This is a genomic window from Asanoa hainanensis, from assembly GCF_900188485.1.
Classification (GTDB): Bacteria; Actinomycetota; Actinomycetes; order Mycobacteriales; family Micromonosporaceae; genus Asanoa; species Asanoa hainanensis.
On the sequence record NZ_FZPH01000006.1, the window covers coordinates 19,174 to 45,076 of the forward strand.

The 25,903-nt window shown below is 70.2% G+C and carries 18 protein-coding genes; 8 read left to right on the forward strand and 10 right to left on the reverse strand.

All coding sequences use genetic code 11. The features are described 5' to 3' along the window. Positions 1-1,686 carry a hypothetical protein gene (locus tag CHC05_RS41475; RefSeq protein ID WP_089249636.1) on the reverse strand — a complete coding sequence of 562 codons (1,686 nt, stop codon included), beginning with the start codon at positions 1,684-1,686 and terminating at the stop codon, positions 1-3. A gap of 154 nt (positions 1,687-1,840) precedes the next feature. On the opposite strand from CHC05_RS41475, the gene CHC05_RS16325 reads away from it, so the two are divergent. Beyond that, entirely contained in the window at positions 1,841-3,040 is a 1,200-nt protein-coding gene (locus CHC05_RS16325) for a CapA family protein (protein ID WP_245870923.1), read from the forward strand. On the opposite strand, the gene CHC05_RS16330 is transcribed toward CHC05_RS16325, so the two are convergent. Continuing rightward, entirely contained in the window at positions 3,037-3,405 is a 369-nt protein-coding gene (locus CHC05_RS16330; protein ID WP_089249638.1) for a YciI family protein, read from the reverse strand. The genes CHC05_RS16325 and CHC05_RS16330 overlap by 4 nt on opposite strands. Before the next feature lie 48 nt (positions 3,406-3,453). On the opposite strand from CHC05_RS16330, the gene CHC05_RS16335 reads away from it, so the two are divergent. From CHC05_RS16335 to ligD, 3 genes are all read left to right on the forward strand, one after another. Then, positions 3,454-5,145: an AMP-binding protein gene (locus CHC05_RS16335; RefSeq protein ID WP_089249640.1), complete on the forward strand. Its 1,692-nt coding sequence runs from the start codon at positions 3,454-3,456 to the stop codon at positions 5,143-5,145. Positions 5,146-5,211: 66 nt separating this feature from the next. Further along, positions 5,212-7,752, forward strand: coding sequence for an MMPL family transporter (locus CHC05_RS16340; RefSeq protein ID WP_089249642.1), 2,541 nt, complete (start codon positions 5,212-5,214; stop codon positions 7,750-7,752). Next, entirely contained in the window at positions 7,749-8,744 is a 996-nt protein-coding gene (gene ligD, locus CHC05_RS16345; RefSeq protein WP_218824569.1) for a non-homologous end-joining DNA ligase, read from the forward strand. Before CHC05_RS16340 ends, ligD begins: the two co-directional genes overlap by 4 nt. A 342-nt stretch (positions 8,745-9,086) precedes the next feature. On the opposite strand, the gene CHC05_RS16350 is transcribed toward ligD, so the two are convergent. Further along, a complete protein-coding gene (locus tag CHC05_RS16350) occupies positions 9,087-9,917 on the reverse strand; it encodes an LLM class flavin-dependent oxidoreductase (protein WP_089250339.1) in 831 nt (276 codons plus the stop codon). An 85-nt stretch (positions 9,918-10,002) separates the two neighbouring features. Between CHC05_RS16350 and CHC05_RS16355 the strand changes: the two genes are divergently transcribed. Then, positions 10,003-11,034: a DNA polymerase III subunit beta family protein gene (locus CHC05_RS16355; protein WP_089250341.1), complete on the forward strand. Its 1,032-nt coding sequence runs from the start codon at positions 10,003-10,005 to the stop codon at positions 11,032-11,034. Between the two features lie 11 nt (positions 11,035-11,045). Here CHC05_RS16355 and araA read toward each other — a convergent pair whose 3' ends face one another. The 6 genes from araA to CHC05_RS16385 are packed head-to-tail and all read right to left on the reverse strand — an operon-like array spanning position 11,046 to position 18,792. Continuing rightward, positions 11,046-12,542: an L-arabinose isomerase gene (gene araA, locus CHC05_RS16360; protein WP_089249644.1), complete on the reverse strand. Its 1,497-nt coding sequence runs from the start codon at positions 12,540-12,542 to the stop codon at positions 11,046-11,048. Positions 12,543-12,573: 31 nt separating this feature from the next. After that, positions 12,574-14,217, reverse strand: a complete 1,644-nt coding sequence (gene araB / locus CHC05_RS16365) for a ribulokinase (protein ID WP_089249646.1) — start codon at positions 14,215-14,217, stop codon at positions 12,574-12,576. 3 nt (positions 14,218-14,220) lie between these two features. Next, entirely contained in the window at positions 14,221-15,225 is a 1,005-nt protein-coding gene (gene yjfF, locus CHC05_RS16370; protein WP_089249649.1) for a galactofuranose ABC transporter, permease protein YjfF, read from the reverse strand. Continuing rightward, the gene (locus CHC05_RS16375; protein WP_089249651.1) at positions 15,222-16,229 is read right to left on the reverse strand and encodes an ABC transporter permease; all 1,008 of its coding nucleotides are present in this window, start codon (positions 16,227-16,229) and stop codon (positions 15,222-15,224) included. Before CHC05_RS16375 ends, yjfF begins: the two co-directional genes overlap by 4 nt. Beyond that, positions 16,226-17,746: a sugar ABC transporter ATP-binding protein gene (locus tag CHC05_RS16380; RefSeq protein ID WP_089249653.1), complete on the reverse strand. Its 1,521-nt coding sequence runs from the start codon at positions 17,744-17,746 to the stop codon at positions 16,226-16,228. Before CHC05_RS16380 ends, CHC05_RS16375 begins: the two co-directional genes overlap by 4 nt. A gap of 59 nt (positions 17,747-17,805) precedes the next feature. Further along, entirely contained in the window at positions 17,806-18,792 is a 987-nt protein-coding gene (locus CHC05_RS16385; RefSeq protein WP_089249655.1) for an ABC transporter substrate-binding protein, read from the reverse strand. A gap of 163 nt (positions 18,793-18,955) precedes the next feature. Here CHC05_RS16385 and CHC05_RS16390 point away from each other — a divergent pair, with 163 nt between their 5' ends. Both CHC05_RS16390 and CHC05_RS16395 read left to right on the forward strand, forming a co-directional pair. Beyond that, the gene (locus tag CHC05_RS16390) at positions 18,956-19,990 is read left to right on the forward strand and encodes a LacI family DNA-binding transcriptional regulator (RefSeq protein WP_089249657.1); all 1,035 of its coding nucleotides are present in this window, start codon (positions 18,956-18,958) and stop codon (positions 19,988-19,990) included. A 57-nt stretch (positions 19,991-20,047) separates the two neighbouring features. Further along, positions 20,048-22,603 carry a DUF1565 domain-containing protein gene (locus CHC05_RS16395; protein WP_179266217.1) on the forward strand — a complete coding sequence of 852 codons (2,556 nt, stop codon included), beginning with the start codon at positions 20,048-20,050 and terminating at the stop codon, positions 22,601-22,603. Between the two features lie 32 nt (positions 22,604-22,635). Here CHC05_RS16395 and CHC05_RS16400 read toward each other — a convergent pair whose 3' ends face one another. Further along, positions 22,636-23,055 (reverse strand): hypothetical protein, encoded by a 420-nt coding sequence (locus tag CHC05_RS16400; RefSeq protein ID WP_144022626.1) that lies wholly within the window; start codon positions 23,053-23,055, stop codon positions 22,636-22,638. Positions 23,056-23,204: 149 nt separating this feature from the next. Here CHC05_RS16400 and CHC05_RS16405 point away from each other — a divergent pair, with 149 nt between their 5' ends. Beyond that, positions 23,205-25,769 carry a right-handed parallel beta-helix repeat-containing protein gene (locus CHC05_RS16405; RefSeq protein ID WP_144022627.1) on the forward strand — a complete coding sequence of 855 codons (2,565 nt, stop codon included), beginning with the start codon at positions 23,205-23,207 and terminating at the stop codon, positions 25,767-25,769. Positions 25,770-25,903: the final 134 nt, after the last annotated feature.

Below are 25,903 nucleotides of genomic sequence, written 5' to 3' on the forward strand. Positions count from 1 at the left end.
CTACGGGTCCAGCAGGTAGACGACCGCCTCCGGGGTGTCGACCCGGGTCAGCGGCAGGCCGCTGGTCGTGCCCCAGATCGTTCCCTCGTACGGCGTGCCCACGACCTGGTCCCGCACCACCACGACGCTGCGTACCCCCGTCGCCCTCAGCAGGGCCACCGACGACGCGTCCGGGAAGTGGAGGGCGGCGGCACGGGCGGCGCCCTGCCGCGGCGGGGTGAACGCGGCCGCGCCGTTGACCATGGCCGGGAACCGGTCGGTCGCCCACAGCATCGGGATGCCGTCGATCGTCGCGCCGCTGGGCAGCACCAGCAGCGGTGCCTCGGCGGTGGCCAGCACCGGCGGGGCCGCGGGCACGGACGGGTGCGGGGTGGTGTTCAGGCCCTCGGCCATCGCGAGCAGCGGCAACAACGCCAGGGCCAGGGCGGCGGGCCGCCAGGCGATTCGTCTCGCCAGGGCGGTCACCGAGCCGGCGGCGAGGACCGCCAGCAGCAACGTCGTCCAGACGACCAGGCGACCGGGGGTACGGATGCCGTCGAAGCCGGGAAGCACGTACGGCAGCCCGTACGTGAAGCGGCCGCCGCCGGGACCCTGGGTGCCCATCCCCAGCACGATGCTCGCGACCACCGCGGCGGCGAGCAGCAGGCGCTGGCGCAGCGTCCAGACCGACAGCACGAGTCCGAGGGCGGCGAGCGCGTACAGCGTGTAGCCCGGCAGCAGCGACACCTCGCCCCGGTGGCCCAGGTCCGCGCGGGCGTCGGCGAACATGTCGCCCCAGACGATCGAGGTGCTGGGTGAGGTGAAGAAGCCGCGCAGGGGCGGCGAGGTCCAGGTCAGATCCTGCCAACTGCGGCGCACGTACGGGAACTGCTCGGCGACGCGCAGGTACGGGCTCGCCATGAACGCGGCCACAGCCAGGAAGACCGTCAACCCGACGCCGTCCGCGAGCAGCAGGCGGCGGGTCAGCGGCGGTCGGCGCCGCAGCCAACCGACGAGCGCGACGACGCAGACCAGGCCCAGCACGTACCCGAACGGGACTCCGATCCCGAAGCCGAGCGAGAGCTGCCAGGCGGCGACGCACCACCCCGCGACGGCCCAGCCTGGGCGCACGCGATCAGGTCGGTAGCCGTGCCGCAGCGACCAGCCGTGCCCGCGGGCGAGCATGGCGAGCGCCAGCGCGATCCCGCCGGTCGAGAGCACCTGTAGGTGACCCGCCTGGGCCAGCCGCCACGGCGCACACGCGAACCCGGCCCCGGCCAGCGCGCCGGCCACCCGACCGGCGCCAAGCTGCCGGACCAACGCGTACGCGCCGACGAACGCGAGTGCGACCGCCAGCACGAAGACGACGTTGTAGCGGACCAGGGCTGCGACGGGGCCGCTGCCGATCAGCCCCGCCGGCGCGTACCCCAGCAGGGTGTCGGTGAAGGCGAAGCTGTTCGCCTCGGGAAAGAACGCGTTGGCCTGCCACAGGCTCAGCGGATCGGTCCGCAGCGCATGGCCTGACCAGGCCATCTGCCAGGCCTGCATGGTCGGGTCGCCAATGTCGGACGGGATCGTCGTGGCGGGATGCCGCAGCGTCGGCCAGGTCACCAGCGCGGCGAGGGCCAACCCGCCGAGCACGACCAGGGTCCACTCGTGCCAGAGCCGAGCCCACCACCGAGCCTTCGGCGCCGGCGGAGGAATCAACGCCGGTTCGACCTTTGTAGGTGCAATCCCCGTAACGACCACGGTGGAGAGGATGTCATTGACCCCGGCGCGCGAGCGATCGGCCGAAGGGTGCATTTCGGGTCTCGCCCACCACGGGGCAGCGCGATTGTGAGTTGTCCGACACTCTTCTCGGATGCGCTTTCGGAGCGGGGGCATCGTGGTCCTGGTGGTCTTGGGCCTTTCGTTCGCCGGCGGCCCGGCCACCGCCGTCCGCCCGACGCCGAACCCGTTGCCGCAGAACGGCATCGCCTCGACCACGGTGCGGTTCACGCGCTGGCCGCCGGCGCCAGCCCCGTTGCCGCCGCCGTGGTTGCCGCGGACCATCACCGTGGTGGCCAGCGGCGACGTGCTGCTGCACGCTCCACTGTGGCAGGACGCGGCGCGGGCCGCGGGTGGTCGTGGCTACGACTTCGCGCCGTTGCTGAGCGACGTCGCCCCCGTCGTCCGGGACGCCGACCTCGCGATCTGCCACCTCGAGACGCCGGTCGGGCGGCCGGGCGGGCCGTTCACCGGCTATCCGATCTTCAAGGTGCCGCCGCAGATCACTCGGGCGCTGAGCGCCACCGGCTACGACTCGTGCTCCACCGCCTCCAACCACAGTCTCGACGGCGGAGCGGTGGGGGTCAGGCGGACCCTCGACGCGCTCGATGGCGCGGGCCTCGGACACACCGGCACGGCCCGGAGCGCGGCGGAGGCGGCCCGCCCGACGGTCTACGAGGTCGACGGCGTGCGGGTGGGCCACGTCTCGTACACCTTCAGCTTCAACGGCTTGTCGGAGCCGAAAAACCAGCCGTGGCTGGCGAACCAGCTCTCCGCGGCCGCCCTGAAACGCGAGGCACGCCGGGTTCGCGCGGCCGGCGCCGAGTTCGTCATCGCGTCGATCCATTGGGGCACCGAGTACGCGCACCAGCCGGACGCGTTGCAGCGCCGGGTGGTCCGCGAGGTGCTCGGCTCGCCCGACGTCGACCTGGTCGTCGGCCACCACGCGCACGTCGTGCAGCCGTTCGAGCGGATCGGCACGGAATGGGTCGCGTACGGCCTCGGCAACCACGTCTCCAGCCAGGGTTTCTCGAACGACACCCGGGACGGGGTGCTGGCGCGCTTCACGCTCACCGAGGTGGCACCCGGCAGGTTCCAGGTCGCCCGTGCGGAGGCGCTCCCGACGTGGATGCTGCTCGGCGGCGGGCGACCCGCGCGGGTGCTCGACGCGGCGCGCTGCGCCCAGAGCCCGCGGAACTCCGCCACGCTCCGCCGCGACTGCCTGGCATCGTGGCGGCGGACCGCCGGGCACGTATCCGGTCGGCGCGCCCCCGGTTTGGTCGTCGTGCGCTAGGCGCTCCAGACCGGACGCACCTCGACCAACCCGAGGGCCGCCTCCGGGATCTTCGATGCCCATTCCATCGCGCGCTCCTGCGTCGGGCAGTCGACCAGGTAGAAGCCGGCCAGCTGCTCTTTGGACTCCGCGAACGGGCCGTCGGTCGGCAGGCCCAGGGCGGCCAGCGCCTCGGGCTGGGCTTTCAGGCGGTTGGCCGTCGACGGGTCGGCCAGGCGTTCGCTCAGCACGAGCTCGCCGGCGTCGGCCATCGCGGCGCCCACCGAGAGGTGTTCGGCCATGCCGGCGGCGCGCTGCTCGTCGGTGAAGCTCTCCCAGATCGCCCGGGACCGCGGGTTTCCGTACACCATGATCAGATATTTCATGCCCCTCAGTGTCGCGCGGCTCGGGGAGATCAGGCGCAGACTGGGCCGGTGAGCCGAGAAGCCTTCAAAGCGGCGCGGGACTATCTCCTCGAGGTCGCCGACGACTACGAACGGGCATTCGCGGAGTTCCGGTGGCCGCGCCTGGACACCTTCAACTGGGCGTTGGACTGGTTCGACCCGATGGCCGAGGGCAACGACAACCCCGCTCTGTGGATCGTCGAAGAGGACGGTTCGGAGGCCAAACGATCATTCAGCGAGCTGGCCCGGCGGTCCAACCAGGTGGCCAACTGGCTGCGTTCCGAGGCTGGCGTCGAGCGCGGCGACAAGGTCATCGTGATGCTGGGCAACCAGGTCGAGCTGTGGGAGACGATCCTCGCGTGCGCCAAGCTCGGCGCGGTGATCATCCCGGCTACGCCGCTGCTGGGGCCGGCCGACCTGCGCGACCGGCTCGACCGGGGTGGGGCGCGGCACGTGCTCACCACCAGCGCGTCGACCGGCAAGCTGTCGGACGTCGCGGGCTCGTACACCCGGGTCGCGGTGGGCGGCGACGCGCCGTCGGGATGGCTCGACTACTCGGCGAGCTCTGCTTCATCCGCTGCGTTCGAGCCGGACGGCGTGACGAACGCCGCGGATCCGCTGCTGCTCTACTTCACCTCCGGGACCACGGCGCTGCCGAAGCTGGTGGAGCACACGCATGCCTCGTACCCGGTGGGTCATCTGTCGACCATGTATTGGATCGGCTTGCGGCCCGGCGACGTGCACCTCAACATCTCCTCGCCGGGCTGGGCCAAGCACGCCTGGAGCAACATCTTCGCGCCCTGGAACGCGCAGGCGTGCGTCTTCCTCTACAACTACAGCCGGTTCGACGCCGGCGCGTTGATGGCGCAGATGGATCGGTGCGGGATCACGACGTTCTGCGCACCGCCGACCGTCTGGCGCATGCTGGTGCAGGCCGACCTGGGCAAGCTGACCAACCCGCCGCGGGAGGCGGTGGCCGCCGGCGAACCGCTCAACCCCGAGATCATCGAGCAGGTACGCCGAGCGTGGCGGCTGACCATCCGCGACGGCTTCGGGCAGACCGAGACGACGGTGCAGATCGCCAACACGCCGGGGCAACCCGTGAAGCCCGGGTCGATGGGCCGAGCGCTTCCCGGGTACGCGGTCGCGCTCGTCGACCCGCTGACCGGCCAGCCGGGCGACGACGGCGAGATCTGTCTGGACCTGGCGGACCGGCCGCTCGGGTTGATGGTGGGCTATCACGGTGATCCCGAGCGCAACGCGGAGGCGATGGCGGGCGGCTACTACCACACGGGCGACGTCGGTTCCCGGGACGCGGACGGCTACATCACGTACGTCGGGCGGATGGACGACGTCTTCAAGGCCTCGGACTACCGGATCTCGCCGTTCGAGCTGGAGAGCGTCCTGATCGAACACCCGGCGGTCGCTGAGGCCGCCGTGGTGCCGTCGCCGGACCCGCTGCGGTTGGCCGTGCCGAAGGCGTTCGTGGTGCTGGCCGCGGGCTGGTCGCCGGACGCCTCGACGGCGGCGGCGATCTTCGCGCACTGTCGCGAGCACCTGGCGCCGTTCAAGCGGGTGCGGCGGCTGGAGTTCGCGCCGCTGCCCAAGACGCTCTCGGGGAAGATCCGCCGGGTCGAGCTCCGGACCGGCGACCACGAGGCCTATGCGGCCGGCGGCCGGCCCGCGACGGAGTTCCGCGAGGAGGACCTGCGGGCTAGTTGACCGTTTTATGCTGTATGCCCGATCCCCGGACGGCCCGGAAGGCCTGGATAGCCGAAGGGGCTGTGCATGCACGCGTTCCTGGCCCGGCTCGGCCGCACCTGCGCCCGCCACCACTGGGTCGTCATCGTCTCGTGGCTGGTGCTCGTGGTCGGGCTGGCCCTCGGGAACGCGCGGTGGGGCGGCGACTACGTCAACAACTACACAGTGCCGGGCAGCCAGTCCGCGCAGGGCACCCAGGTGATCGCTGACGAGTTCCCGGGGCAGAGCACGTTCGTCGGCCAGTTGGTCTTCCAGGCGCCGCCGGGCACTTTGGTGACGTCGCAGCAGGCCGCGATCGACCAGTCGTTCGCCAACACCGCCGCGCTGCCGCACGTGGTCAGCGCGGTCAGCCCGTTCGCCATGTCACCGCCGACGGTGTCGGCTGACGGCACGATCGCGTACGGCAACGTCGACTACGACATCTCGACCGACACACTCGGGTACTCGTACCTTCAGCAGCTCGACCAGGCGGTGGCACCGGCCCGGGCGGCGGGCCTGACCGTCGACTACGGCGCCGCCTCGGGCCAGATCGACAAGGGCACGAACGACATCCCGTCCGAGATCGTCGGCATCGTGGTGGCCTTCGTCCTGCTGTTCCTGATCTTCTTCTCCTTCGTGGCGGCGCTGATCCCGCTGGTCGCGGCGGTGTTCTCGGTGCTGGGCGCGCTGTCCATCATCGGGCTGTTGGCGGCCCTGTGGAACTTCCCGACGACCGGGCCGACGCTGGCCACGTTGTTGGGCCTGGGTGTCGCGATCGACTACGGGTTGTTCCAGGTGGCCCGACATCGAGAGGACCTCGGCGCCGGCAACGACTACGTGGGCGCGGCCGGGAGCGCGAACAATCACTCCGGGATGGCGATCCTGGTCGCCGGCACCACGGTGATCATCGCGATGCTCGGGCTGTTCATCGCCGGGTTGCCGTTCATCAGCGCGCTCGGAGTCTCGGCGGCGCTCGGCGTCGCGATGACGATGCTGGCGGCGCTGACGTTGATTCCGGCTTTTCTCGGGTTGTCGGGGCGGACCGTTCGCGCGATGCGCCGCCATCGCAAGGCTGCGGGTGGTACGCCGGGCGTGGCGGTCCCGCCGGCACCGCCGCACCCTCGACCCGGTGGCGACGAACCGGACCTGGAGGCGGGACACGGCAGCGCCCCAGGCTACGGGACCGGGCCGACCAACCGGGGTCAGGGATCCGGCTATCCAGCCGGCAGGGAACCCGGGGACACTTTTGGCACCGGGGCGGGACCCGGCGGCACCGGTAGCGGCGAGGCCGGACCCGGCGGCTCTTATGGCACCGCCGCCGGACCCGGCGGCACGGGTGGCGGTGGGGCCGGACCCGGCGATTGGCACGGGGGCGAAGCACAAGAGTCAGGGTTCGGCGCCCGGCCCGGTCCCGGATCCCCGGCCGCGGGCGAAGCGCGGCCCGATCCGATCACCCACCCCGCGCACGAGCATGGTGCCTTCGCGCGCTGGGGTCGTTATGTCAGCAAGCACCCGTGGCCGTGGGCGGCGGCGGCCGTGGCGGTGCTGCTGGTGATCACGATTCCGTTGATCTGGATCGACTTCGGCCAGCTCGACCCCGGCACCGACCCGACCAGCGACACCGACCGCCGGGCGTACGACCTGATCGCCGAAGGTTTCGGTCCTGGCGCCAACGGGCCGTTGACCGTGGTGTTGACCTTCCCGGCCGGCACCGATCCGACAACGCTGCTCACCAGCACCCAGCTCACCCTCGAACAGCAGCCCGGCGTCGCGTCGGTGACACCGCCGCTGGTCAATCCGCAGGTCACCGCCGCGATCATCAACGTCATCCCGACCACCGGGCCGCGTGACTCGGCGACGAACGACCTCGTGCATCACCTCCGCGACGACGTGCTGCCCACGATCCCGGCGACCAGCTACCTGACGGGGCAGACGGCCAGCTACGACGACTTCACCGCGCGCACCGTCGAGCGCCTGCCGTGGCTGATCCTCGCCGTCGTGGTGCTGTCGCTGCTGTTGTTGACCACCGCCTTCCGCTCGCTGGTGATCGGCATCCAGGCCGCGCTGATGAACCTGCTCTCGGTCGGAGCCGCGTACGGCGTGATCGTCGCCGTCTTCCAATGGGGCTGGGGTGCGTCACTGATCGGCGTGGACATGTCGCTGTCCATTCCCGCGTACGTCCCGATGATCATGTTCGCCGTAGTTTTCGGGCTCTCGATGGACTACGAGGTCTTCCTGATGTCCCGCGTGCACGAGGCCTACGTGCGCACCCACGACACCCGGCGCAGCGTGGCACTCGGAATCGGCGCCACGGCCCGCGTGATCACCACCGCCGCACTGATCATGATCGTGGTGTTCATCAGCTTCGTCGCGGACCCGGACCCGACGATCAAGATGCTGGCCGTCGGCATGGCGGTATCAGTGCTGCTCGACGCCAGCATTGTCCGCATGATCCTCGTGCCGGCGATCCTGGCGCTGCTCGGCGACCGGGCATGGTGGATCCCGCGCTGGCTCGACCGCATCCTGCCCCGGCTCGACATCGAGGGCGAGCTGCCGCCCAAGCCGGAGCTCCAGGACGCGCACCGATGAGCCCGGCCGCCCGCCGAAAGCCCCCGGGCCTGGGCTGGCCGGCGGTGATCGAGCCGATGCTGGCGGTCCCGGGCGAGATACCGACCAACCCCGGCTGGGCGTACGAGTTCAAGTGGGACGGCGTCCGCACCGTCGCCTACACCGACGGCCGAGGCGGCATCCGGCTGATGTCGCGCAACGACCTGGACGTGACGGCGAGCTACCCGGAACTCGGCGTAGTGGCCGACCTGCTGGGCCGCCGCCGCGCGGTCCTGGACGGCGAAATCGTCACCTTCGACAAGCGTGGCGTCTCCTCCTTCTCGTCGCTGCAACGCCGGATGCACGTGGTCAGCCCGAGCCCGAAGCTGGTCACGGACACCCCGGTCGTGTACGGAGTGTTCGACGTCCTCTTCCTCGACGAGCCACTGACGTCTCGCCCGTGGCACGAGCGCCGCGCCGTGCTCGACGACCTGGGCATCGACGAGCAGCCGGTGCTGGTAGCGCCCTACTTCGACAGCGACCCCGACGCCGTGATGGCGACCGCGCGCGAACGCGGCCTGGAGGGTGTGGTCTCGAAGCGGGTCGACGGCATCTACCACCCGGGCCGGCGTTCGCCGGTCTGGCTCAAGACCCCCTTCATCCAGACCACCGAGGTGGTGATCGTCGGCTGGAAACCCGGCGCCGGCCGGCGCGCGGGAACGATCGGTTCGCTGGCCCTGGGCGCCTACAACGACCAAAACGAACTCACCTACTGCGGCGGAGTCGGCACCGGTTTCACCGACGACATGCTCGCCGAACTGCTGGCCCTGCTCGGCCCGCTGGAAACCGACCGCTCACCGCTGGCGCAGCAGATCCCGGCGGCGGACCGGCGCGCGGTGCGCTGGGTGCGCCCCAAGGTGGTCGGCGAGGTGGTCTTCCGGTCGGTCACCCCGGACGGCCGACTGCGCCACCCAGCCTGGCGCGGCCTGCGCCCGGACCGCCGCCCGCGCGAGGCCCGCCTCCCACGCCCCTGACCACCGCGAGCACCCCACGACTCGGCCGCAGCCAGAGCCCATCGCTTGACCACGTCGGCGGTGGCGCAGCCCGCATGCGCGTCGCGGCTCGAACCCCAGGCGCATCTTGCTTGCTGCTCTCCCGGACGTGGCGCTCACGCTGCGCCGCGCGGCGGCCCCGTGGGGGCTCGTTGGATCGTCACGTAGCCCCTAAGGATCGCGGCGCAATCCACGCAGACCGCCCCACGACCCCGCTCAAGCCCCACGCGGACCGCAGCGCAAACCCCGCGCCCGTGCGGATTGCCGCGCGGACTTGTGGGCCCCTGTGCGGACCGCCGTGCGGCCTCGCGAACGTCCCGGGCATCAGTGGTTTGCTGTCATCGCGCCTCCCGGTGGGCCGGCGGCGATTCGGGTGCGGATCTCGGTCATTCGTTCCGCAGTGTGGTGTGGCATTTCCCAGCGCGACTCCAACCACCAAGTCGCCCCCGCGTCGACCCAAGGCGCGACGATGCCCGCCGCCGCGGCGCGGTCCGAAGACGGCGTCTCCCCTTCGGCGATCACGGCGTAGCCGGCCGGCATGCCCTGCTGCGCAAGCCAGGCCCGCATCTCGCGCACTCCGTCAGGACCCCCCTCGCCGTCGAACTCGGGCACGACCCCGTCGCAGCGCAGGGCCCGGCGAAGAGAACGGGGGCGCGGCCAGCGCGCCACCACCCAGATCGGGATTCGTGCTTGAACGGGCCGCACCGCCTCAGAAAGATCAGAACGCGCGCAGGAGAAGTCGTAGAAATCCCCGTGGAAGCTGGTCGACCCCGACCAGAGCGCCCTGATCAGGTCGATGCCCTCGTCGAGGCGTAGGGCCCGGCCGCGCCGGTCGACCACCTCCCCCGTGTCGGGCAGGTCGGTCTCTATAGCGCCCAGGCCCACGGTCAGGATCGAACGCCCCGCGGACAGTTGGTCTAGGGTCGCCACCTGGCTGGCCACCGTCCACGGGCGGCGCCACGGCAGCGGCGTCAGCATCGTGCCCAGGCGAACCCGCGAGGTCGCCATCGCCATCGCAGCGAGCAACGACCACGCATCGACGCCGTAGGCCGCCTCCCACACGAACACCGCGTCCCAACCGGCCTGCTCGGCCAGGACCGCCTGTGCGACCTGCTCGCCAGCCGGCCCGCCGGGCAGAATCACCCCGTACCTCATGGGGAAATGGATACCAGGGCCCTCCGACAAGAAACTTGACCCTCGACCTGGTCGAGGCACCACGGTGAGGGATGTGGAGAGCGACATGCGGAGCATCGGCGAGACCGCCCGGGCCAGCGGGCTGAGCGTGAGCGCGCTGCGGTTCTACGACCGCGAGGGCGTGCTCGTGCCGGCGCTGGTGGACCCGGAGAACGGCTACCGCTGGTACACCGACCGGCAGATCCGCCAGGCCCGGCTCGTCGCCGGGTTGCGGCGGGTCGGCATGCCGGTCGCCGAGATCGCCGCGGTCTTGGGCACCGACGCGCCGACGGCGCACCGGTTGCTGGACCAGCACCTGCACCGGCTCGAGGCCGGCCTCGACGATGCCCGCCGTGAGCTCTCCCGCGTCCACGCCCTACTCGACACGCAGGAGCGACCCATGACCACCGTGACCCTGTCCCGCACCGCCCTGATCGCCGCGCTCGGCGACGTCCGCTTCGCCGCAGGCCAGGACCCCGAACTGCCGATGCTCTCCGGCGTCCTGGTCGAGGTCGAGTCCGTCGCCGTGATCTTCGTGGCCACCGACCGCTACCGGATGGCGATCCACCGGGAGGACGCCGTGGTCGACGGCCCAGCCATCAAGGTGATCGCGCCGCTCGATTGGGTCGACCGGGTCCGCGCGCACGAGAAGGAAGAGCCGATCACCCTGCACCTGGGCACCGAGACGATCGAGGCGTCCGGCGCCGGTTGGGCGATCAAGGACAAGCCGCTGGCGTACGACTACACCGACTGGCGCCGGGCCATCGAAGCACGCTCCGCCGGCGGCACCCCCCGCACCGCACCGGTCGACGCGACCGCACTGCGCGCGACCCTTACAGCAACCGACACCCCGCGGGTGTTCCGCCACGATCACGAGCTCGTCGTCCTGGCCATCGGCAACAGCGGCGGGATCGACATCGTCGGCGAGCAGGAATCCGAGGGCGGCGTGGCCGTCAACCGCGAGTTCCTGCTGCAGGCGCTGGACGCGAGCGGCGACGGCCAGCTCCTGCTTGAGCTCGACGGCCCGATCCGCCCGCTCGCGATCCGCCGCCCGACCGACGACCGCGCCTACTCGCTCCTCATGCCGGTGAAACTCTGAGAGAAGGCGGCCTACAAACCGCGGGCGAGCCGGTGGTACGCCGCCGTCCAGCGCAGCTCTTGCACGAATCGCCGCACGGTGGTCTGGCCGTCGATCAGGGCGAGCTCGGTGCCCGTCATCTCGGCCAGGTCGTGCAGCTCCGCCGAGCCGACCGCCTGTGACAGGGCGGTGTGGTGCGGCCCGCCCGCGGTCAGCCACGCCTCGGCCGAGGTGAGCAGGTCCGGACGCGGGATCCAGATCGCCCGCGCCACCGGCAGGTTCGGCAGCGGGTGGTCGGCCGGCACCACGTCGACCTCGTTGGCTACCAGCCGGAACCGCTCGCCGAGGTCGGCGAGCCCGACCACCACCGCCGGGCCGGGTGCCGCGTCGAAGACCAGCCGGACCGGGTCTTCCCGGCCGCCGATCGACAGCGGGTGGATCTCGGCGCGCGGGGTCTCGCCGGCGATCGACGGGCAGACCTCCAGCATGTGCGCGCCCAGCGTGCGCTCGTGGCCGGGCGTCAGGTCGTACGTGTAGTCCTCCATGAACGACGTGCCGCCGGACTGCCCGGCCGACATCGCCTTGAGGGTGCGCACCAGCACCGCGGTCTTCCAGTCGCCCTCGCCGCCGAAGCCGTAGCCGTCGGCCATCAGCCGCTGCACCGCGAGGCCCGGCAACTGCCGCAACCCGCCCAGGTCTTCGAAGTTGGTGGTGAACGCCCGGAACCCGCCGGCCTCCAGGAACGACCGTAGCCCCAGCTCGATCCGCCCGGCGTAACGAAGCGACTCATGCCGCGCCCCACCCGAATGCAAGGCCGGGTCAAGGCGATAGAGCGAGTCGTACTCCGCGACCAATTTGTCTACATCGGACTCCGCAGCGGCGGCGACCGCGTCGACCAGCTCAGTCACCCCGTACGTGTTGACGGATACCCCGAACCGGACCTGGGCCTCGACCTTGTCGCCCTCGGTGACCGCCACGTTGCGCATGTTGTCGCCGAACCGGGCCAGCCGCAGCGAACGCAGCTCGGCCCGTCCCAGCGCGGCGCGCGCCCAGGTGCCGATCCGGGCGGTCACCCGAGGGTCGCTGACGTGCCCGGCCACGGTCTTGCGAGGCACGCCGAGCCGGGTCTGCATATAGCCGAACTCGCGGTCGCCGTGCGCCGCCTGGTTGAGGTTCATGAAGTCCATGTCGATGTCGGCCCACGGCAGCGCCACATTGGACTGAGTGTGCAGGTGCAGCAGCGGCACGTCGAGCGCGTCGAGCCCGGCGATCCACATCTTGGCGGGCGAGAACGTGTGCATCCAGGCGATCACCCCGACCACGCCCTCGGTGGTGGCCGCAGCCCGGCAGGCCCGCAGGATGGCCTCGGCCGAGGTGAGCACCGGCTGCCACTCCACCGCGGCCGGCACGGCGGCGGACGCGTCCAGCACGGCGGCGATCCGTTGTGACTGTTCAGCCACCTGGCGCAGCGTGTCCTCGCCGTAGAGCTCCTGGCTGCCAGTCAGAAACCACAAACGCGGTGTGCTCATCCGGATCTCCCCATCGAGAGCGGTGCGGCGGTCAGGCGGCAAAGCGGCGGGCGTGCAGGCGGTGCAGCACTCGGGACGCACCCCGGCCGAAGTGGTCGTGAAGCTCGCGGTAGTCGGCGTAGATCGGGTCGTACGCGTCGGCACGCTCAGGCGAGGGGCGGTAGACCTCGGGCCCCCGGCTGCCCATCACCGCGGCGGCCGCCCGGACGTCGGGATAGTGCCCGGCGGCCACGGCCGCGTGGATGGCCGAGCCGAGCGCCGGACCCTGCGCCGAGCCGATCACCGCGATGGGCCGGCGCAGGACGTCGGCGTACACCTGCATGAGGAAGGCGTTCTTGATCAGGCCACCCGCCGCGACGACCTCGGTGACCGGCACCCCGGCCGCCGAGAACGTCTCGACGATCATCCGGGTGCCGAACGCGGTCGCCTCGACCAACGCCCGGTACTGCTCCTCGGGGCGGGTGGCCAACGTCTGCCCCAGGATCACTCCGGACAGCGCGTGGTCGACCAGCACCGAGCGGTTGCCGCTGTGCCAGTCGAGCGCGACCAGCCCGTGCGCACCGACCGGCTGGGCGGCGGCCAGCGCGCTGAGGTGGTCGTGCAGGTCGACACCGGCGGCGGCAGCGGCGGACACATAGGACGGTGGTACGCAGTTCGCAGCGAACCAGGCAAAAATGTCGCCGACGCCGCTCTGGCCTGCTTCGTAGCCCCACAGCCCGCGCACGATGCCGTCAGCGACCACGCCGCACATCCCCGGCACCGCGGCCAGCCGCTCACCGGACAGCACGTGGCACGTCGAGGTGCCCATGATGGCCACCAGTTGGCCGGGTTCGACAGCCCGGGCGGCCGGAGCGGTGACGTGCGCGTCGACGTTGCCGACCGCGACCGCGATCCCCTCGGGCAGCCCGGTCAGCTCCGCCGCCCGCGCGGTGAGCGACCCGGCCCGATCGCCCAATGCGGACAGTGGGTGGCGCAGCTTGTCGACGAAGCCGGCGAAGCGCGGGTCGAGCAGCGCGAGGTATTCCGGCGACGGGTAGGCGCCGTCCTGGTGGATGCCCTTGTAGCCGGCCGTGCAGACGTTGCGGGTCTCGACGCCGCACAGCTCCCAGACGATCCAGTCGGCCGCCTCGATCCAGCGCTCGGCGCGGTCGTAGAGCTCCGGATCCTCGTCGAGCAGCTGGAGGCCCTTGGCGAACTGCCACTCCGCCGAGATCCGCCCCCCGTAGCGCGGCAGCCACGGCTCATTACGGTCGGCGGCGAGCGCGTTGATCCGGTCGGCCTGGCCCTGTGCGGCATGGTGTTTCCAGAGCTTCGGGTACGCGTGGGGCCGGTCGGCCAGGCCGTCGACCTCGCACAGCGGCGTGCCGTCGGCCAGCGTCGGCAGCACGGTGCAGGCGGTGAAGTCGGTGCCGATGCCGACCACCTCGGCCGGCTCGACACCGGCCACGGCGAGCGCCTTGCGCACCGCCTCGCGCAGCACGTCGCGCCAGTCCTGTGGCACCTGCAGCGCCCACGACGGAGGCAACCGGCGACCGCCGGGCAGGGTCTGTTCGACGGCGCCGTGCGCGTACTCGTGGACGGCGGAGCCGACCTCGGCACCGTCGGCCACCCGCACCACCACTGCCCGCCCGGAGAGCGTCCCGAAGTCGACGCCGACCACGTAAGGCACGGCCACCCCCTATCGACGGCGCCGGGTGACGGCGCGCTGGAGGACGATGAAGACGAAGAGGAACATGCCGATGAAGATCTTGGTCCACCAGGAGCTGAGGTCGCCCTGGAACGTGATGATGGTCTGGATCAGGCCCAACACGAGTACGCCGAGCACGGTGCCGAACAGGTAGCCGGAGCCGCCGGTGAGCAGCGTGCCGCCGATCACCACCGCGGCGATGGCGTCGAGCTCCATGCCCGAGGCGTGCAGCCCGTACCCGGAGAGCATGTAGAAGCTGAGCACCACGCCGCCGAGCGCCGAGCACAGCCCGCTGATCGTGTAGACGGCGATGCGGGTGCGGCCGACGCGCAGGCCCATCAGCATCGCGGACTGCGGGTTGCCGCCCACCGCGTAGACGTCCCGGCCGAAGGTCGTGTAGGCCAGCACGTACGCGGCGACCAGCACGACCACGAGGGCGATCAGCACGCTGATCGTGATGAAGAAGCCGCCGAACCAGAGTTGGGCGTTCGCGACCGATACCCAGAACGGGTTGTCGATGGAGATCGAGTCGGTGCTGATCACGTAGCAGAGCCCGCGGGCCAGGAACATCCCGGCGAGCGTCGCGATGAACGGCTGCACGTCGAAGTAATGGATCATCAGGCCCATCAGGAACCCGATCGTCGCGCCCATCAGCAGCGCGACCGGCAGCACGACGGCGGCCGGCCAGCCGTTCTCCAGCAGCAACGCGACGATCATCGTCGTCAGCGCGACAACCGAGCCCACCGACAGGTCGATGCCGCCGGTCAGGATCACGAACGTCATGCCGACCGCGACCACGAGCAGGAACGCGTTGTCGACGAAGACGTTGAGCACGATCTGGGTGTCGGAGAACCCCGGGTAGTTGATCACCCCGAGGCCGTACATGAGAGCCAGCAGGACCGCGGTGGCGGTGACGGGCAGGTATTTCTGTCTGACCGGAATCGCCCGTACGCGGTCGGCCACGTTAAGCGGCGGCCGAGTCTTCAAATCGATCATGCCGTCACCTCCGCGGGCTGGCGCCGGGCAAACTTGGCGCGGAAGGCGGGCGACTGCACGAGGCAGAGGATCACCACGACCACCGCCTTGAAGAGCAGGGCCACTTCGGGCGGGATGCCGATCGTGTAGACCGTCGTGTCGAGGGTCTTGATCAGCAGGGCGCCGATCACCGTGCCCGCGATGGAGAAGCGGCCGCCGAGCAGCGAGGTGCCGCCGATCACCACGGCGAGGATCGCGTCGAGCTCGATCAGCAGGCCGTTGTTGTTTCCGTCGGCGCTGGACACCGTCGAGCTGACCATCAGACCGGCTACGCCGGCACAGACCGCGCAGACGACGTACGCGATGATGATCAGCCGCCGGGACCTGATGCCCGCCAGTCGGCTGGCGCCGGCGTTGCCGCCGACCGACTCGAGCAGCATCCCGAACGCGCTGCGCCGGATGACCACCGCGACCAGCGCGACCACACCAGCGGCAATGATCACTGGCACCGGGATGCCGAACAGGAAGCCCGCGGCGATCGTCTTGTACGGCGGAGAGTTGACGTTGACGATCTGGCCGTCGGTGATCACCTGCGCGACGCCTCGGCCGGCGACCATCAGGATCAGCGTCGCGATGATCGGCTGGATGCCGACCACGGAGACCAGGAAGCCGTTCCACGCACCGAGCCCGGCGCTGAGCGCCAGTGCCAGCGCCACGGCGACCAGGACGCCGCCGACCGCGCCCTGGTCGTCGAGGCCGGCAATCTGCTGGCACGCCATCGCACCCGAGATCGCCACGACGGCGCCGACCGACAGGTCAATCCCGCTCGTCGCGATGACCAGCGTCATGCCGAGCGCGACCAGCATCAACGGCGCGCCCTGCCGAAGGATGTCGATCAGGCTGCCGAACAGGTGACCGTCGCGGACCTCGATCGAGAAGAAGTCCGGCGTGAAGAACAGGTTGCTGAGCAGCAGCGCGACCAGCATCGCGACCGGCCAGAACAGTCGGTGCCGCACGACGTTCATGCCACGCCTCCACTCGCGATGGCCGCCATGACCCGGTCGGTGTCGAGGCCGTCGGTGTTGTCGAGCTCGGCGACCAGCTTGCGGTCGCGCAACACGGCGACCTTGTGGCTGAGCCGCAGCACCTCTTCGAGCTCGGCGGAGATGAACAGCACCGCCATGCCGCCGTCGGACAGCTCGACCACGAGCTTCTGGATCTCGGCCTTGGCGCCGACGTCGATGCCGCGGGTGGGCTCGTCGAGGATCATCAGCTTCGGCTCGGTGATCAGCCAGCGGGCCAGCAGCACCTTCTGCTGGTTGCCGCCGCTGAGATTGCGCACGGGGATCTCCGGGTCGGCCGGACGGATGTCGAGCGCCTTGACGTAGCGGGCGACCAGCTCGTCCTGCCTGGTGCGGGGGACCGGGCGCGCCCAGCCGCGGTCGGCCTGCAGTGCCAGGATGATGTTCTCGCGCACCGTCAGCTCTTCGACCAGCCCGTCGGTGCGTCGGTTCTCCGGGCAGTAGGCGATCTTCTGCCGCATCGCCGACTGCGGCCCGCGGAGCGCGACCGGCTCGCCGTCGACCGCGATCTTGCCCTGGTCCGCGTGGTCGGCGCCGAACAGCAGCCGGGCGACCTCGGTGCGACCGGAGCCGAGCAGGCCGGCCAGGCCGACGACCTCTCCTTTGTGGATGGCCAGCGAGAACGGCGCGATCGCCCCGTTGCGGCCGAGCCCGTCGGCGCTGACCACCGGTGTGCCCCGCTCCAGCGCCGCCACCTCGCGCCGCGGCGCCTCCTCGATGTCTTCGAGCGCGGCGAGCTCCTTGCCGATCATCGCCCCGACCAGGTCGAGCTGACTCAGGTCGGCGGTGCGGTATTCGCCCACCCGGCGGCCGTTGCGCAGCACCGTCATCCGGTCGGCGATCTCGTAGACCTGGTCGAGGAAGTGGGTCACGAACAGGATCGCGATGCCCTCCTCCTTGAGCCCGCGCATGACGCCGAAGAGCTGGTCGACCTCGGAGGCGTCGAGGCTCGACGTGGGCTCGTCGAGCACCAGCACCTTCGCGTCGACGTCAAGGGCACGGGCGATGGCGACCATCTGTTGTACGGCGATCGAGTGCGTGCCGAGGTCGGAGCCGACGTCGATCTTCAGATGCAGCCGGTCGAGCAGCTCCTCGGCTCGGCGCCGCACGGCCGACCACCGGATGCGCCCGAACCGCGTCGGCGCGCGCCCGATGAGCACGTTCTCCGCGACGCTCAGGTTCGGACAGAGGTTGATCTCCTGGTAGACGGTGCTGATGCCGGCCTGCTGCGCCTGGTGCGGCCCGGCGAAGGCGACCGACTCGCCGCCGAGGGTGATCTCGCCCTGGTCGTGGTGGTACGCGCCGGTCAGCACCTTGATCAGGGTCGACTTGCCCGCGCCGTTCTCGCCCATCAGGGCGTGCACCTCGCCCGGGTACAGCCGCAGGTCGACGCCGTCGAGCGCGACGACGCCCGGGAACCGCTTGCCGATGCCGCGCATGACGAGCAATGGCTCGCTCATGGTGCCTCTCCTGTGGCGGGAAGGGCGGCCCCGGCGCGAACCGGGGCCGCAGTCGACACTCAGTACTTGCGGTCGGGCAGGGCAGCCTTCGCCTGCTCCTGGGTGAACGTGGTCTCCTCGGTCAGCACCCGCTCGGGCACCGTCTCTCCGGCGACCACCTTTTTCGCCAGCTCCATCAACTGTGGGCCAAGCAGCGGGCTGCACTCAACGATGAAGTTGATTTTCCCGTCGGCCAGCGCCTGCATGCCGTCCTTGACCGCGTCGACAGTCACGATCTTGATGTCGACACCTGGCTTCTTGCCGGCCGCCTCGATCGCCTCGATCGCGCCGAGACCCATGTCGTCGTTGTGCGCGTAGAGCAGGTCGATGTCCTTGTTGGCGCGCAGGAACGCCTCCATGACCTCCTTGCCCTTGACCCGGGTGAAGTCGCCGGGCTGGGAGGCGAGCATCTTGAACTTCGGGTCGGAGCCGAGCACCGACGCGAAGCCCTCCTTGCGGTCGATCGCCGGAGCCGCACCGGTGTTGCCCTGGAGCTCCACCATGTTGACCGGGCCGGCGGCGCTGGCGAACTCCTTCTTGACCCACTCGCCGGCCTTGGTGCCCTCGACGACGAAGTCGGAGCCGATGAACGTCTTGTAGAGCGTCTTGTCGGGCGAGTCGACCGCGCGGTCGGTCAGGATCACCGGGATGCCGGCGTCCTTGGCCTCTTTGAGGACGGTGTCCCAGCCGGATTCGACCACCGGCGAGAAGGCGATGATGTCGACCTTCTGCGAGATGAAGGTCCGGATCGCCTTGATCTGGTTTTCCTGCTTCTGCTGTGCGTCGGAGAACTTGAGCTCGATCCCGGCTTCCCTCGCGGAATCCTGGACCGACTTGGTGTTGGCCGTCCGCCATCCACTTTCGGCGCCGACCTGGGAGAACCCCATAACGATCTTGCCGTCGTCCTTGCCGGCGGCCGCGCCGCCGCCGCTATTGCGGGAACCCTCGCCACCGCAGGCGGCCAGTGTGGCGGCGACGAGCACGCCACCGAGCACCACCGCGGACATTTTCCTGAGCACGGCTTCCTCCTCACGTACATCGATGGCTCGCGTGTTGCGAGAATGTTAGCGTTCTCATAATCGACGTCAATAGCTCCGAAAGAACGATTGTTAACGTTCACAGCGCGGCTATGATCGACAAGGCGGGTAGAGTGTCGGCCGAGGAGTTGCCATGGATCAGCCGTCTCCGCCACGACCGGCGGTGATGATCGACGTCGCGCGACTGGCCGGCGTCTCACACCAGACCGTCTCGCGCGTGCTCAATGGACACCCGAGCGTCCGCGACGAGACGCGCGAACGCGTGCTGACCGCCGTGCGCCAGCTCAACTACCGCCCCAACGCGTTGGCCCGCGGGCTGGCCGGCCGGCGGTCCCGGGTGCTCGGCGTGGTCAGCTTCGACACCATCCTCTATGGACCAGCTGCCACCCTGCTCGGCGTCGAGCGCGCCGCCCGCGCCGCCGGCTACGGCGTCAGCATCGTGACGCTCGAGCAGCTCGACCACGACGGCGTCAGCGACGCGCTCAGCGCGCTGGCCGAGCAGTCGGTCGCGGGCGTCGTCATCATCGCGCCGTTCACCAACACCGCGGCCGCTCTGCGCAGCCTGCCGATGGGGATCCCGGCGGTGGTGGTCGAGGCGGGCGCCAGCGGTGGGTTGCCGGCCATCTCGGTCGACCAGATCGCCGGCGCCGAGCTCGCCGTGCGCCACCTGCTGGAGCAGGGCCACGAGACGGTCTGGCACGTACGCGGTCCGCAGAACTGGCTGGAGGCCAGAGATCGCGAGAGCGCCTGGCGGTCCACACTGGAGGCCGCCGGTCGGTCCGTGCCACCGGTCATCGACGGTGACTGGAGCGCTGCCTCCGGCTACCAGGCCGGCTTGCGGCTGGCCGGCGACCCACGGGTCACGGCGGTGTTCTGCGCCAACGACCAGCAGGCCCTCGGATTGCTGCGGGCCTTCCACGAGCGTGGCGTCCGCGTGCCCGACAACGTGAGCGTGGTCGGCTTCGACGACATCCCGGAGGCGGAGTTCATGTCGCCGCCGCTCACGACGATCCGCCAGGACTTCGACGAGGTCGGCCGGCGCTGCCTGGCGATGCTCCTCGACCTGCTCGACTCCCCCGTCGAGACGCCGGTTTATCCGCGGGTGACGCCGGTGCTGGTGTCCCGGGCGAGCACGGGCATCCGCCAATCGGCCAATGCGAACTCGTAGATCAACTAACTAAGATCATCCCCCCAATCGCAAGAAAGCGGGGGAAGCTCAATGCGAATGCGTGGCACAACGCTGCTCGCTGTCAGCCTGCTCGTAGCTGCCGGTCTTCCGGCCGGCACCGCGGCGGCAGCCGAACCACCAGCCAACATCTACGTCTCGACCGCCTGTGGCAGCGGCGGTGACGGCTCCGAACAGGCACCGTTCTGCACGATCTCGGCCGCAGCCGGAGTCGTCCAACCTGGTCAGACCATCGTGGTCGCCGCAGGCGTCTACGACGAGCAGGTCTCGATCGTCCTGCCGTCCGGAGAGCCGGGCAAACCGGTCACGGTCAAGGGATACCGAGGTCCCGGCGGCAGCACGAAGGTGACCAATGACCAGGAGAAGATCCCGTTCGTCCTCTCCGGTGTGCACGACGTCGTGATCGACGGGATCGACGTCACCGCGCTGCGTACCCCGGCCATCTCGGTCGAGAGCTCGACCGACATCACGGTCACCAACGGCTGGGTCTACACCGTCCTGTCGACCGGCATCGACATCAAGGGCGACTCCCGCCGGGTGACCGTCAGCGACACTACGGGCGCGGCTGTGACGGGGTCGTTCGTCGCGGTCGGCGCGGGGAGCAGTGACACCCTGCTGGTGGGCAACAGCGTGCACGTGTACGGCGCCAACACCGGTTCAGACAAAGCGGCGATCGCGCTGTCCAACGCTCCTCGGACCACGATCACGAACAACACGATCGTCACCGAATGCTTCGCGGGTGTCCGGGTCTCCGGCGAGTCAGCGGGCTTCGGCCTCTTCAACTCGATCGTGCGGACTGGGGAGCCCGGAACCCAGCCCTGTTTCCACCTTCCGCTCCCGGAACCCTCGAAATTTCCGGCCGTCTCCGTCGACGGCGCCGCCATCGCCGACAGCCACCTCGACTACAACGTGGTGAACCCAGTGCTGGGTGCACCGTCCTACTCCTGGGGCGGCACGGCCTACGCAACCCCAGCCGAGTTCACCGCAGCCAGCGGGCAGGGCGCACACGACATCGGTGCGGACGCGCGATTGGCGAACAACCTCGACGCCGGTGACTCCGGGTGGACCCTGGACTCGAACTCGCCGGCGATCGACTCGGCTTGGGTCGACGCACCAGGCCGACCCGCCACCGACCTGCGCGCCAACCCGCACGCGGACAAGCTCGAGACGCCCAACAGCGGCGGCGGGTTCGTCGACCGCGGCGCCGTCGAACTGGTGCCGACGCCGACCTACACGACCAACCTGTACCGCGTGCGCGGCGGCGGCGCGTTCGAGACGAACACGACGGTCACCACCCGGAGCAGTTGGGCGCTGGACGGGCCGATCGGATCGTTCGCGTTCGAGGTTCCCGGCCGCAAGACGATCGTCAACCGCACCGGCACGGCCCGGATCACCTTCGACCGGGCGGGACCGGCCTGCGTCGGCGTGCGGGCGAGTATGAACAACTTCCGCAGCGAGTACTCCCTGCACAGCGAGTCGCCGTGCGTGCTGGTGGGTGGCGCGTTCACCGCGGTCACACCGGAGCGGGTGCTCAACACCAAGGCGGCGGTCGGCACCACCCGCAGGACGCCGCTGGCGCCGCACGAGACGATCGAGCTCGCGCTGCCCGGCCCGGCGGCCCAGAGCAGCGCGGTCGTGCTCAACGTGACGGTGACCAACCCGACCGTCAACGGCTACCTCAAGGTCTACCCGTCCAACGAGAACGAGCCGGTCGCCTCGAACATCAACTTCGCGGCGAACCAGACGATCCCTAACCTGGTCACCGTTCCGGTGGTCAACGGCCGGGTGAAGATCGTCAACGGCAGCGCCGGCACGGTGCACGTGCTCGCCGACCTGGCGGGCTACTACGCCAACACCGGCCTCGGTCTGACCTCCGGCACGCCGGCGCGGGTGCTCGACACCCGCAACGCGATCGGGGTCCCGGGCACCACCCCGCTCGGCGCCAACGGGCGGGTGACGGTCGACCTGTCGGCCAAGGTCCCGGCCGGCACCACCGCGGTCGCGCTCAACGTCGCGGTCACCAACCCGACCGTCGGCGGCCACCTGACCGCCTTCCCGCCGGGCGGCGCGGTTCCCGGCACGTCGAACCTCAACTTCGTCGCCGGGCAGACGGCCAACAACATGGTCATCGCGCCGGTCGTCGACCGGAAGATCTCGTTCGCGTACGGCGGCAGCGGCAGCGTGCACGTCCTGGCCGAGCTCAACGGCTACTTCGCGCCCGGCGTCGCCGACACGTACGTGCCGGTCTCGCCCCGGCGGATCAAGGACACCCGCACGAACTCGACCGGAATCGGGCCGGGCCAGACCATCGAGGTCGCGGTGCCCGACGACTGCCAGGACCGTGAGTGCGGCGCCACCGCGCTCGTGGCCAACCTGACCGTCACCGGAGCCCAGTCGGCGGGGTACCTGACGGTCTACCCGTCGGGCCAGCCGCGGCCGACCGCGTCCGTCATCAACTTCGGCAAGAACCAGACCATCGCGAACCTCGTCACGGTGGGCCTGCACAGCAACTCGTTCACGGTCTTCAACAGCAGCGCGGGCACCGTGCACGTCGTCGTGGACCAGGCCGGTTTCTACATCGCGCCGCCTGCCTGATCCTGGCCGTTGTCGAAGCGGGCCCGGTGTCGTCACCGGGCCCGCTTCGCCATATAGGCGTTGGACGTCGGCAGGAACATGAGCACACAAGCGGTGAGCACCGCCGCGACGTGCACGACACGGCTGACCGCGAACGACACGTCGACGGCGTCCAGGTCCGTGACCGCCTGGCTGAGCGAGTTGCCGTCGGCCAACCACAGGATGGGATCGACCACCAACGACAACGTGCCCAGGACGCCCAGGCCGATCGCCAGGACCCAGCGCGCCCAGTTCCGGCCCGCCCGCATCCGCACCGCTACCAGCACCGCCGCGACGAACACGGCGAGCCGGACGGTCACGCCGACGACCGCGCCGTCACCCGCCCGTCCACTGAGGACGACCAGGATCGTCTCGAAGGCTCCGGCGCCTACGGCGATGAGCCACATCACAAAGGCCGCACGTATGGTTCGCATGCCATAGAGCGTCCCGAAAACACCACCGCTCCCGACATCCCGCACACCTCCCGGTCCGCGGTAGGGCTCACCTCACCCGATGAGCCAATGGGAACCGGTCGACCGACCCGCTAACCTCACCCAAGATCACTCGATACGGGGAGAGCGAGATGCGAGTGGCTCGCAGCGCGACGCTGTTGGCAGTGGGCGTGTTGATGGCAGCCGGCCTTCCAGCCGGGAGCGCCGCCGCGACCGCGCCACCTGACACGATCTTCGTATCCAAGGGCTGCCAGGACGGCGCCGACGGCACGGAGCAGAAGCCTTTCTGCTCGATCTCCGCGGCCGCCACCGAGGCCGAGCCGGGCCAGACCATCGTCGTCGGTCCAGGCGTCTATCAGGAGTCGGTTTCCCCGCCGTCCGGCGAGCCAGGCAGGCCGATCACCATCAAGGGATACTTCGGGCCGGGCCAGCGCACCACCGTGGCCACCGCGAACGGCAATCCGTCCTTCGTCCTGAGCGATGCGCACGACATCGTGCTCGACCGGATCGACATCTCCGGAGCCAACAACCCCGCCCTGGTCATCGACAACTCCGCCGACGTCACGGTCACCGGCGGCTGGATCCGGTCGGTCAACGTCAACGCCGTCGACCTGCGGGGCGACTCGCGACGGGTGACGATCAGCGGCAACGCCGCTTCGGTGACACGGACCTCGTTCATGACGATCGGCGCCGGTGTCACCGACACCATGCTGGTCGGCAACAGCCTGATCGCGACCCTGTGGACCCAGCGACCCGCCGCGCTCGTCACGATTGCCGACGCGCCGCGGACCACCGCGACCAACAACACGATCGTCACCGACTGCAACGTCGGTATCGCCGTCACCGGTGCGTCGAGCGGCTTTCGCCTCTACAACACGATCGTGCGTACGCGGCCGGCCGGTAACGAGTACTGTTCCGGCCCGGCGGTCCCAGATCCGGCGACCGTGCCGGCGGTGACCGTCGACAGTGCGGCGACGCCGGACAGCCTCATCGACTACAACGTGATCGACCCGGTGCCGGGCGCCCCTGCGTACTCGTGGCGTGGCACCGCCTATCCCACCCCGGCCGCGTTCCACTCGGCCACCGGACAGGGCGCTCACGATATCGGCGCCGACGCCAGGCTGTATCTCAGCGGGTTCACGACGGGCGCTGGGTGGGACCTCGAATGGGACTCGCCCGCGATCGACTCGGCCTGGACCGACGCGCCGGGTCTGCCGGCCACCGACCTGCGCCTCAACGGCCGCGCTGACAAGCCCGACATGCCGAACAGCGGCGGTGGATTCGTCGATCGCGGTGCGATCGAGCTCGTTCACCCCCCGGCGATGGGGTTCGTGACGGGTCGGGCGTACAGCGACAACCCGCTAGAGACAGTCACAACAGTCGAGTCCTCGAACCCCTGGACCCCGGACGGTCAACCGCTCGGATACCTCGCCTTCTCGGTCGAGGGCCGGCCGACGATCGTCGACCGCACGGGCCCCGCACGGCTCACCTTCGACCGCCCTGGCCGTGCCTGCGTCCAGGTCAGGCGCACCGTGACCGGTTTCCGAGAGTTCTCGTCTCCCGGGGCCCTGGATACCTGCACGTTCCTCGGCGCATCGTTCAACGCGGTCACCCCGCAGCGGGTGCTGAACACCAAGGCCGGGGTCGGCGTGCCCCGCACCACCGCGCTCGCCCCGCACGAGGAGATCGAGCTGCCGTTGCCCGCGCCGGCGGCGACCAGCAGCGCGGTGGTGCTGAACGTGACCGTGACCAACCCGACCTCGAACGGCTACCTGAAGGTCTACCCCACCGCCGAGCCGGTCACGTCGAACATCAACTTCGTGGCGAACCAGACCGTCCCGAACCTGGTCACCGTGCCGGTGGCCAACGGCCGGGTGAAAATCAAGAACGGCAGCGCGGGCACCGTACACGTGCTCGCCGACCTCGCCGGCTATTACGCCGCCGCCGGCTTCGGTCTGACCAGCTTCGGCCCGGTCCGGGTGCTCGACACCCGATCCAGAGTCGGCGTCCCGGGCACCACTCCCGTCGGCGCCAACGGGCGCGTCACCGTCGACCTGTCCTCGCGGGTCCCAGTCGGCACCACCGCGGTCGTCCTCAACGTCGCCGTCACCAAGCCCACTACAGGCGGCCATCTGACAGCGTTCCCGCCCGGCGGCGCGGTCCCAGCGACGTCGAACCTCAACTTCGTCGCTGGTCAGACGGCCAACAACATGGTCATCGCACCCGTCGTGGACCGCAAGATCGCCTTCGCGTACGGCGGCAGCGGCACCGTGCACGTCCTCGCGGACCTCAGCGGCTACTTCGCGCCCGGCATCACCGACACCTACCTGCCGGTCGAGCCGAAGCGGATTCTGGACACCCGTCAGCCTGGCTCGACGGCCGTCGGACCGGGCCAGACGATCGACGTCCAGGTGGACCGGGGAGCTTGCCCGACATTCGGGTGCCGGACGTCCGCCCTGGTCGCCAACTTGACGGTCACCGGGGCGCAGTCGGCGGGCTACCTGACCGTCTACCCGAACGACGGGGCCCCCCGCCCGGCCGCCTCCGTCATCAACTTCAACAAGGGCGAGACGATCGCCAACCTGATCACCGTCAATGCGGAGATCGGCGGCTTCTTGCTCTACAACAGCAGCGCGGGCACTGTCCACGTTGTCGTCGACCAAGCGGGCTACTACCTCCTGGCACCCACGGCCTGATCCGTAACGGGGAGAACGAGATGCGAACAAGTCGTAGAACGGCGCTACTGGCGATCGGGGTGTTGGCGGCGACCGGTCTGTCTGCCGGCGCGGCCTCCGCCGCCCCGAGGGAACCAACTCCGCCGTCGCCATCC

Coding starts and splice junctions, on each gene's coding strand:
- CHC05_RS16400 (WP_144022626.1), bottom strand. CDS start 23,055: ATGCGAACCATACGTGCGGCCTTTGTGATGTGGCTCATCGCCGTAGGC.
- CHC05_RS16405 (WP_144022627.1), top strand. CDS start 23,205: ATGCGAGTGGCTCGCAGCGCGACGCTGTTGGCAGTGGGCGTGTTGATG.
- CHC05_RS16395 (WP_179266217.1), top strand. CDS start 20,048: ATGCGTGGCACAACGCTGCTCGCTGTCAGCCTGCTCGTAGCTGCCGGT.
- CHC05_RS16380 (WP_089249653.1), bottom strand. CDS start 17,746: ATGAGCGAGCCATTGCTCGTCATGCGCGGCATCGGCAAGCGGTTCCCG.
- CHC05_RS16330 (WP_089249638.1), bottom strand. CDS start 3,405: ATGAAATATCTGATCATGGTGTACGGAAACCCGCGGTCCCGGGCGATC.
- ligD (WP_218824569.1), top strand. CDS start 7,749: ATGAGCCCGGCCGCCCGCCGAAAGCCCCCGGGCCTGGGCTGGCCGGCG.
- yjfF (WP_089249649.1), bottom strand. CDS start 15,225: ATGATCGATTTGAAGACTCGGCCGCCGCTTAACGTGGCCGACCGCGTA.
- CHC05_RS16340 (WP_089249642.1), top strand. CDS start 5,212: ATGCACGCGTTCCTGGCCCGGCTCGGCCGCACCTGCGCCCGCCACCAC.
- CHC05_RS16350 (WP_089250339.1), bottom strand. CDS start 9,917: ATGAGGTACGGGGTGATTCTGCCCGGCGGGCCGGCTGGCGAGCAGGTC.
- CHC05_RS16375 (WP_089249651.1), bottom strand. CDS start 16,229: ATGAACGTCGTGCGGCACCGACTGTTCTGGCCGGTCGCGATGCTGGTC.
- CHC05_RS16325 (WP_245870923.1), top strand. CDS start 1,841: ATGCGCTTTCGGAGCGGGGGCATCGTGGTCCTGGTGGTCTTGGGCCTT.
- CHC05_RS16385 (WP_089249655.1), bottom strand. CDS start 18,792: ATGTCCGCGGTGGTGCTCGGTGGCGTGCTCGTCGCCGCCACACTGGCC.
- araA (WP_089249644.1), bottom strand. CDS start 12,542: ATGAGCACACCGCGTTTGTGGTTTCTGACTGGCAGCCAGGAGCTCTAC.
- CHC05_RS16355 (WP_089250341.1), top strand. CDS start 10,003: ATGCGGAGCATCGGCGAGACCGCCCGGGCCAGCGGGCTGAGCGTGAGC.
- CHC05_RS16390 (WP_089249657.1), top strand. CDS start 18,956: ATGGATCAGCCGTCTCCGCCACGACCGGCGGTGATGATCGACGTCGCG.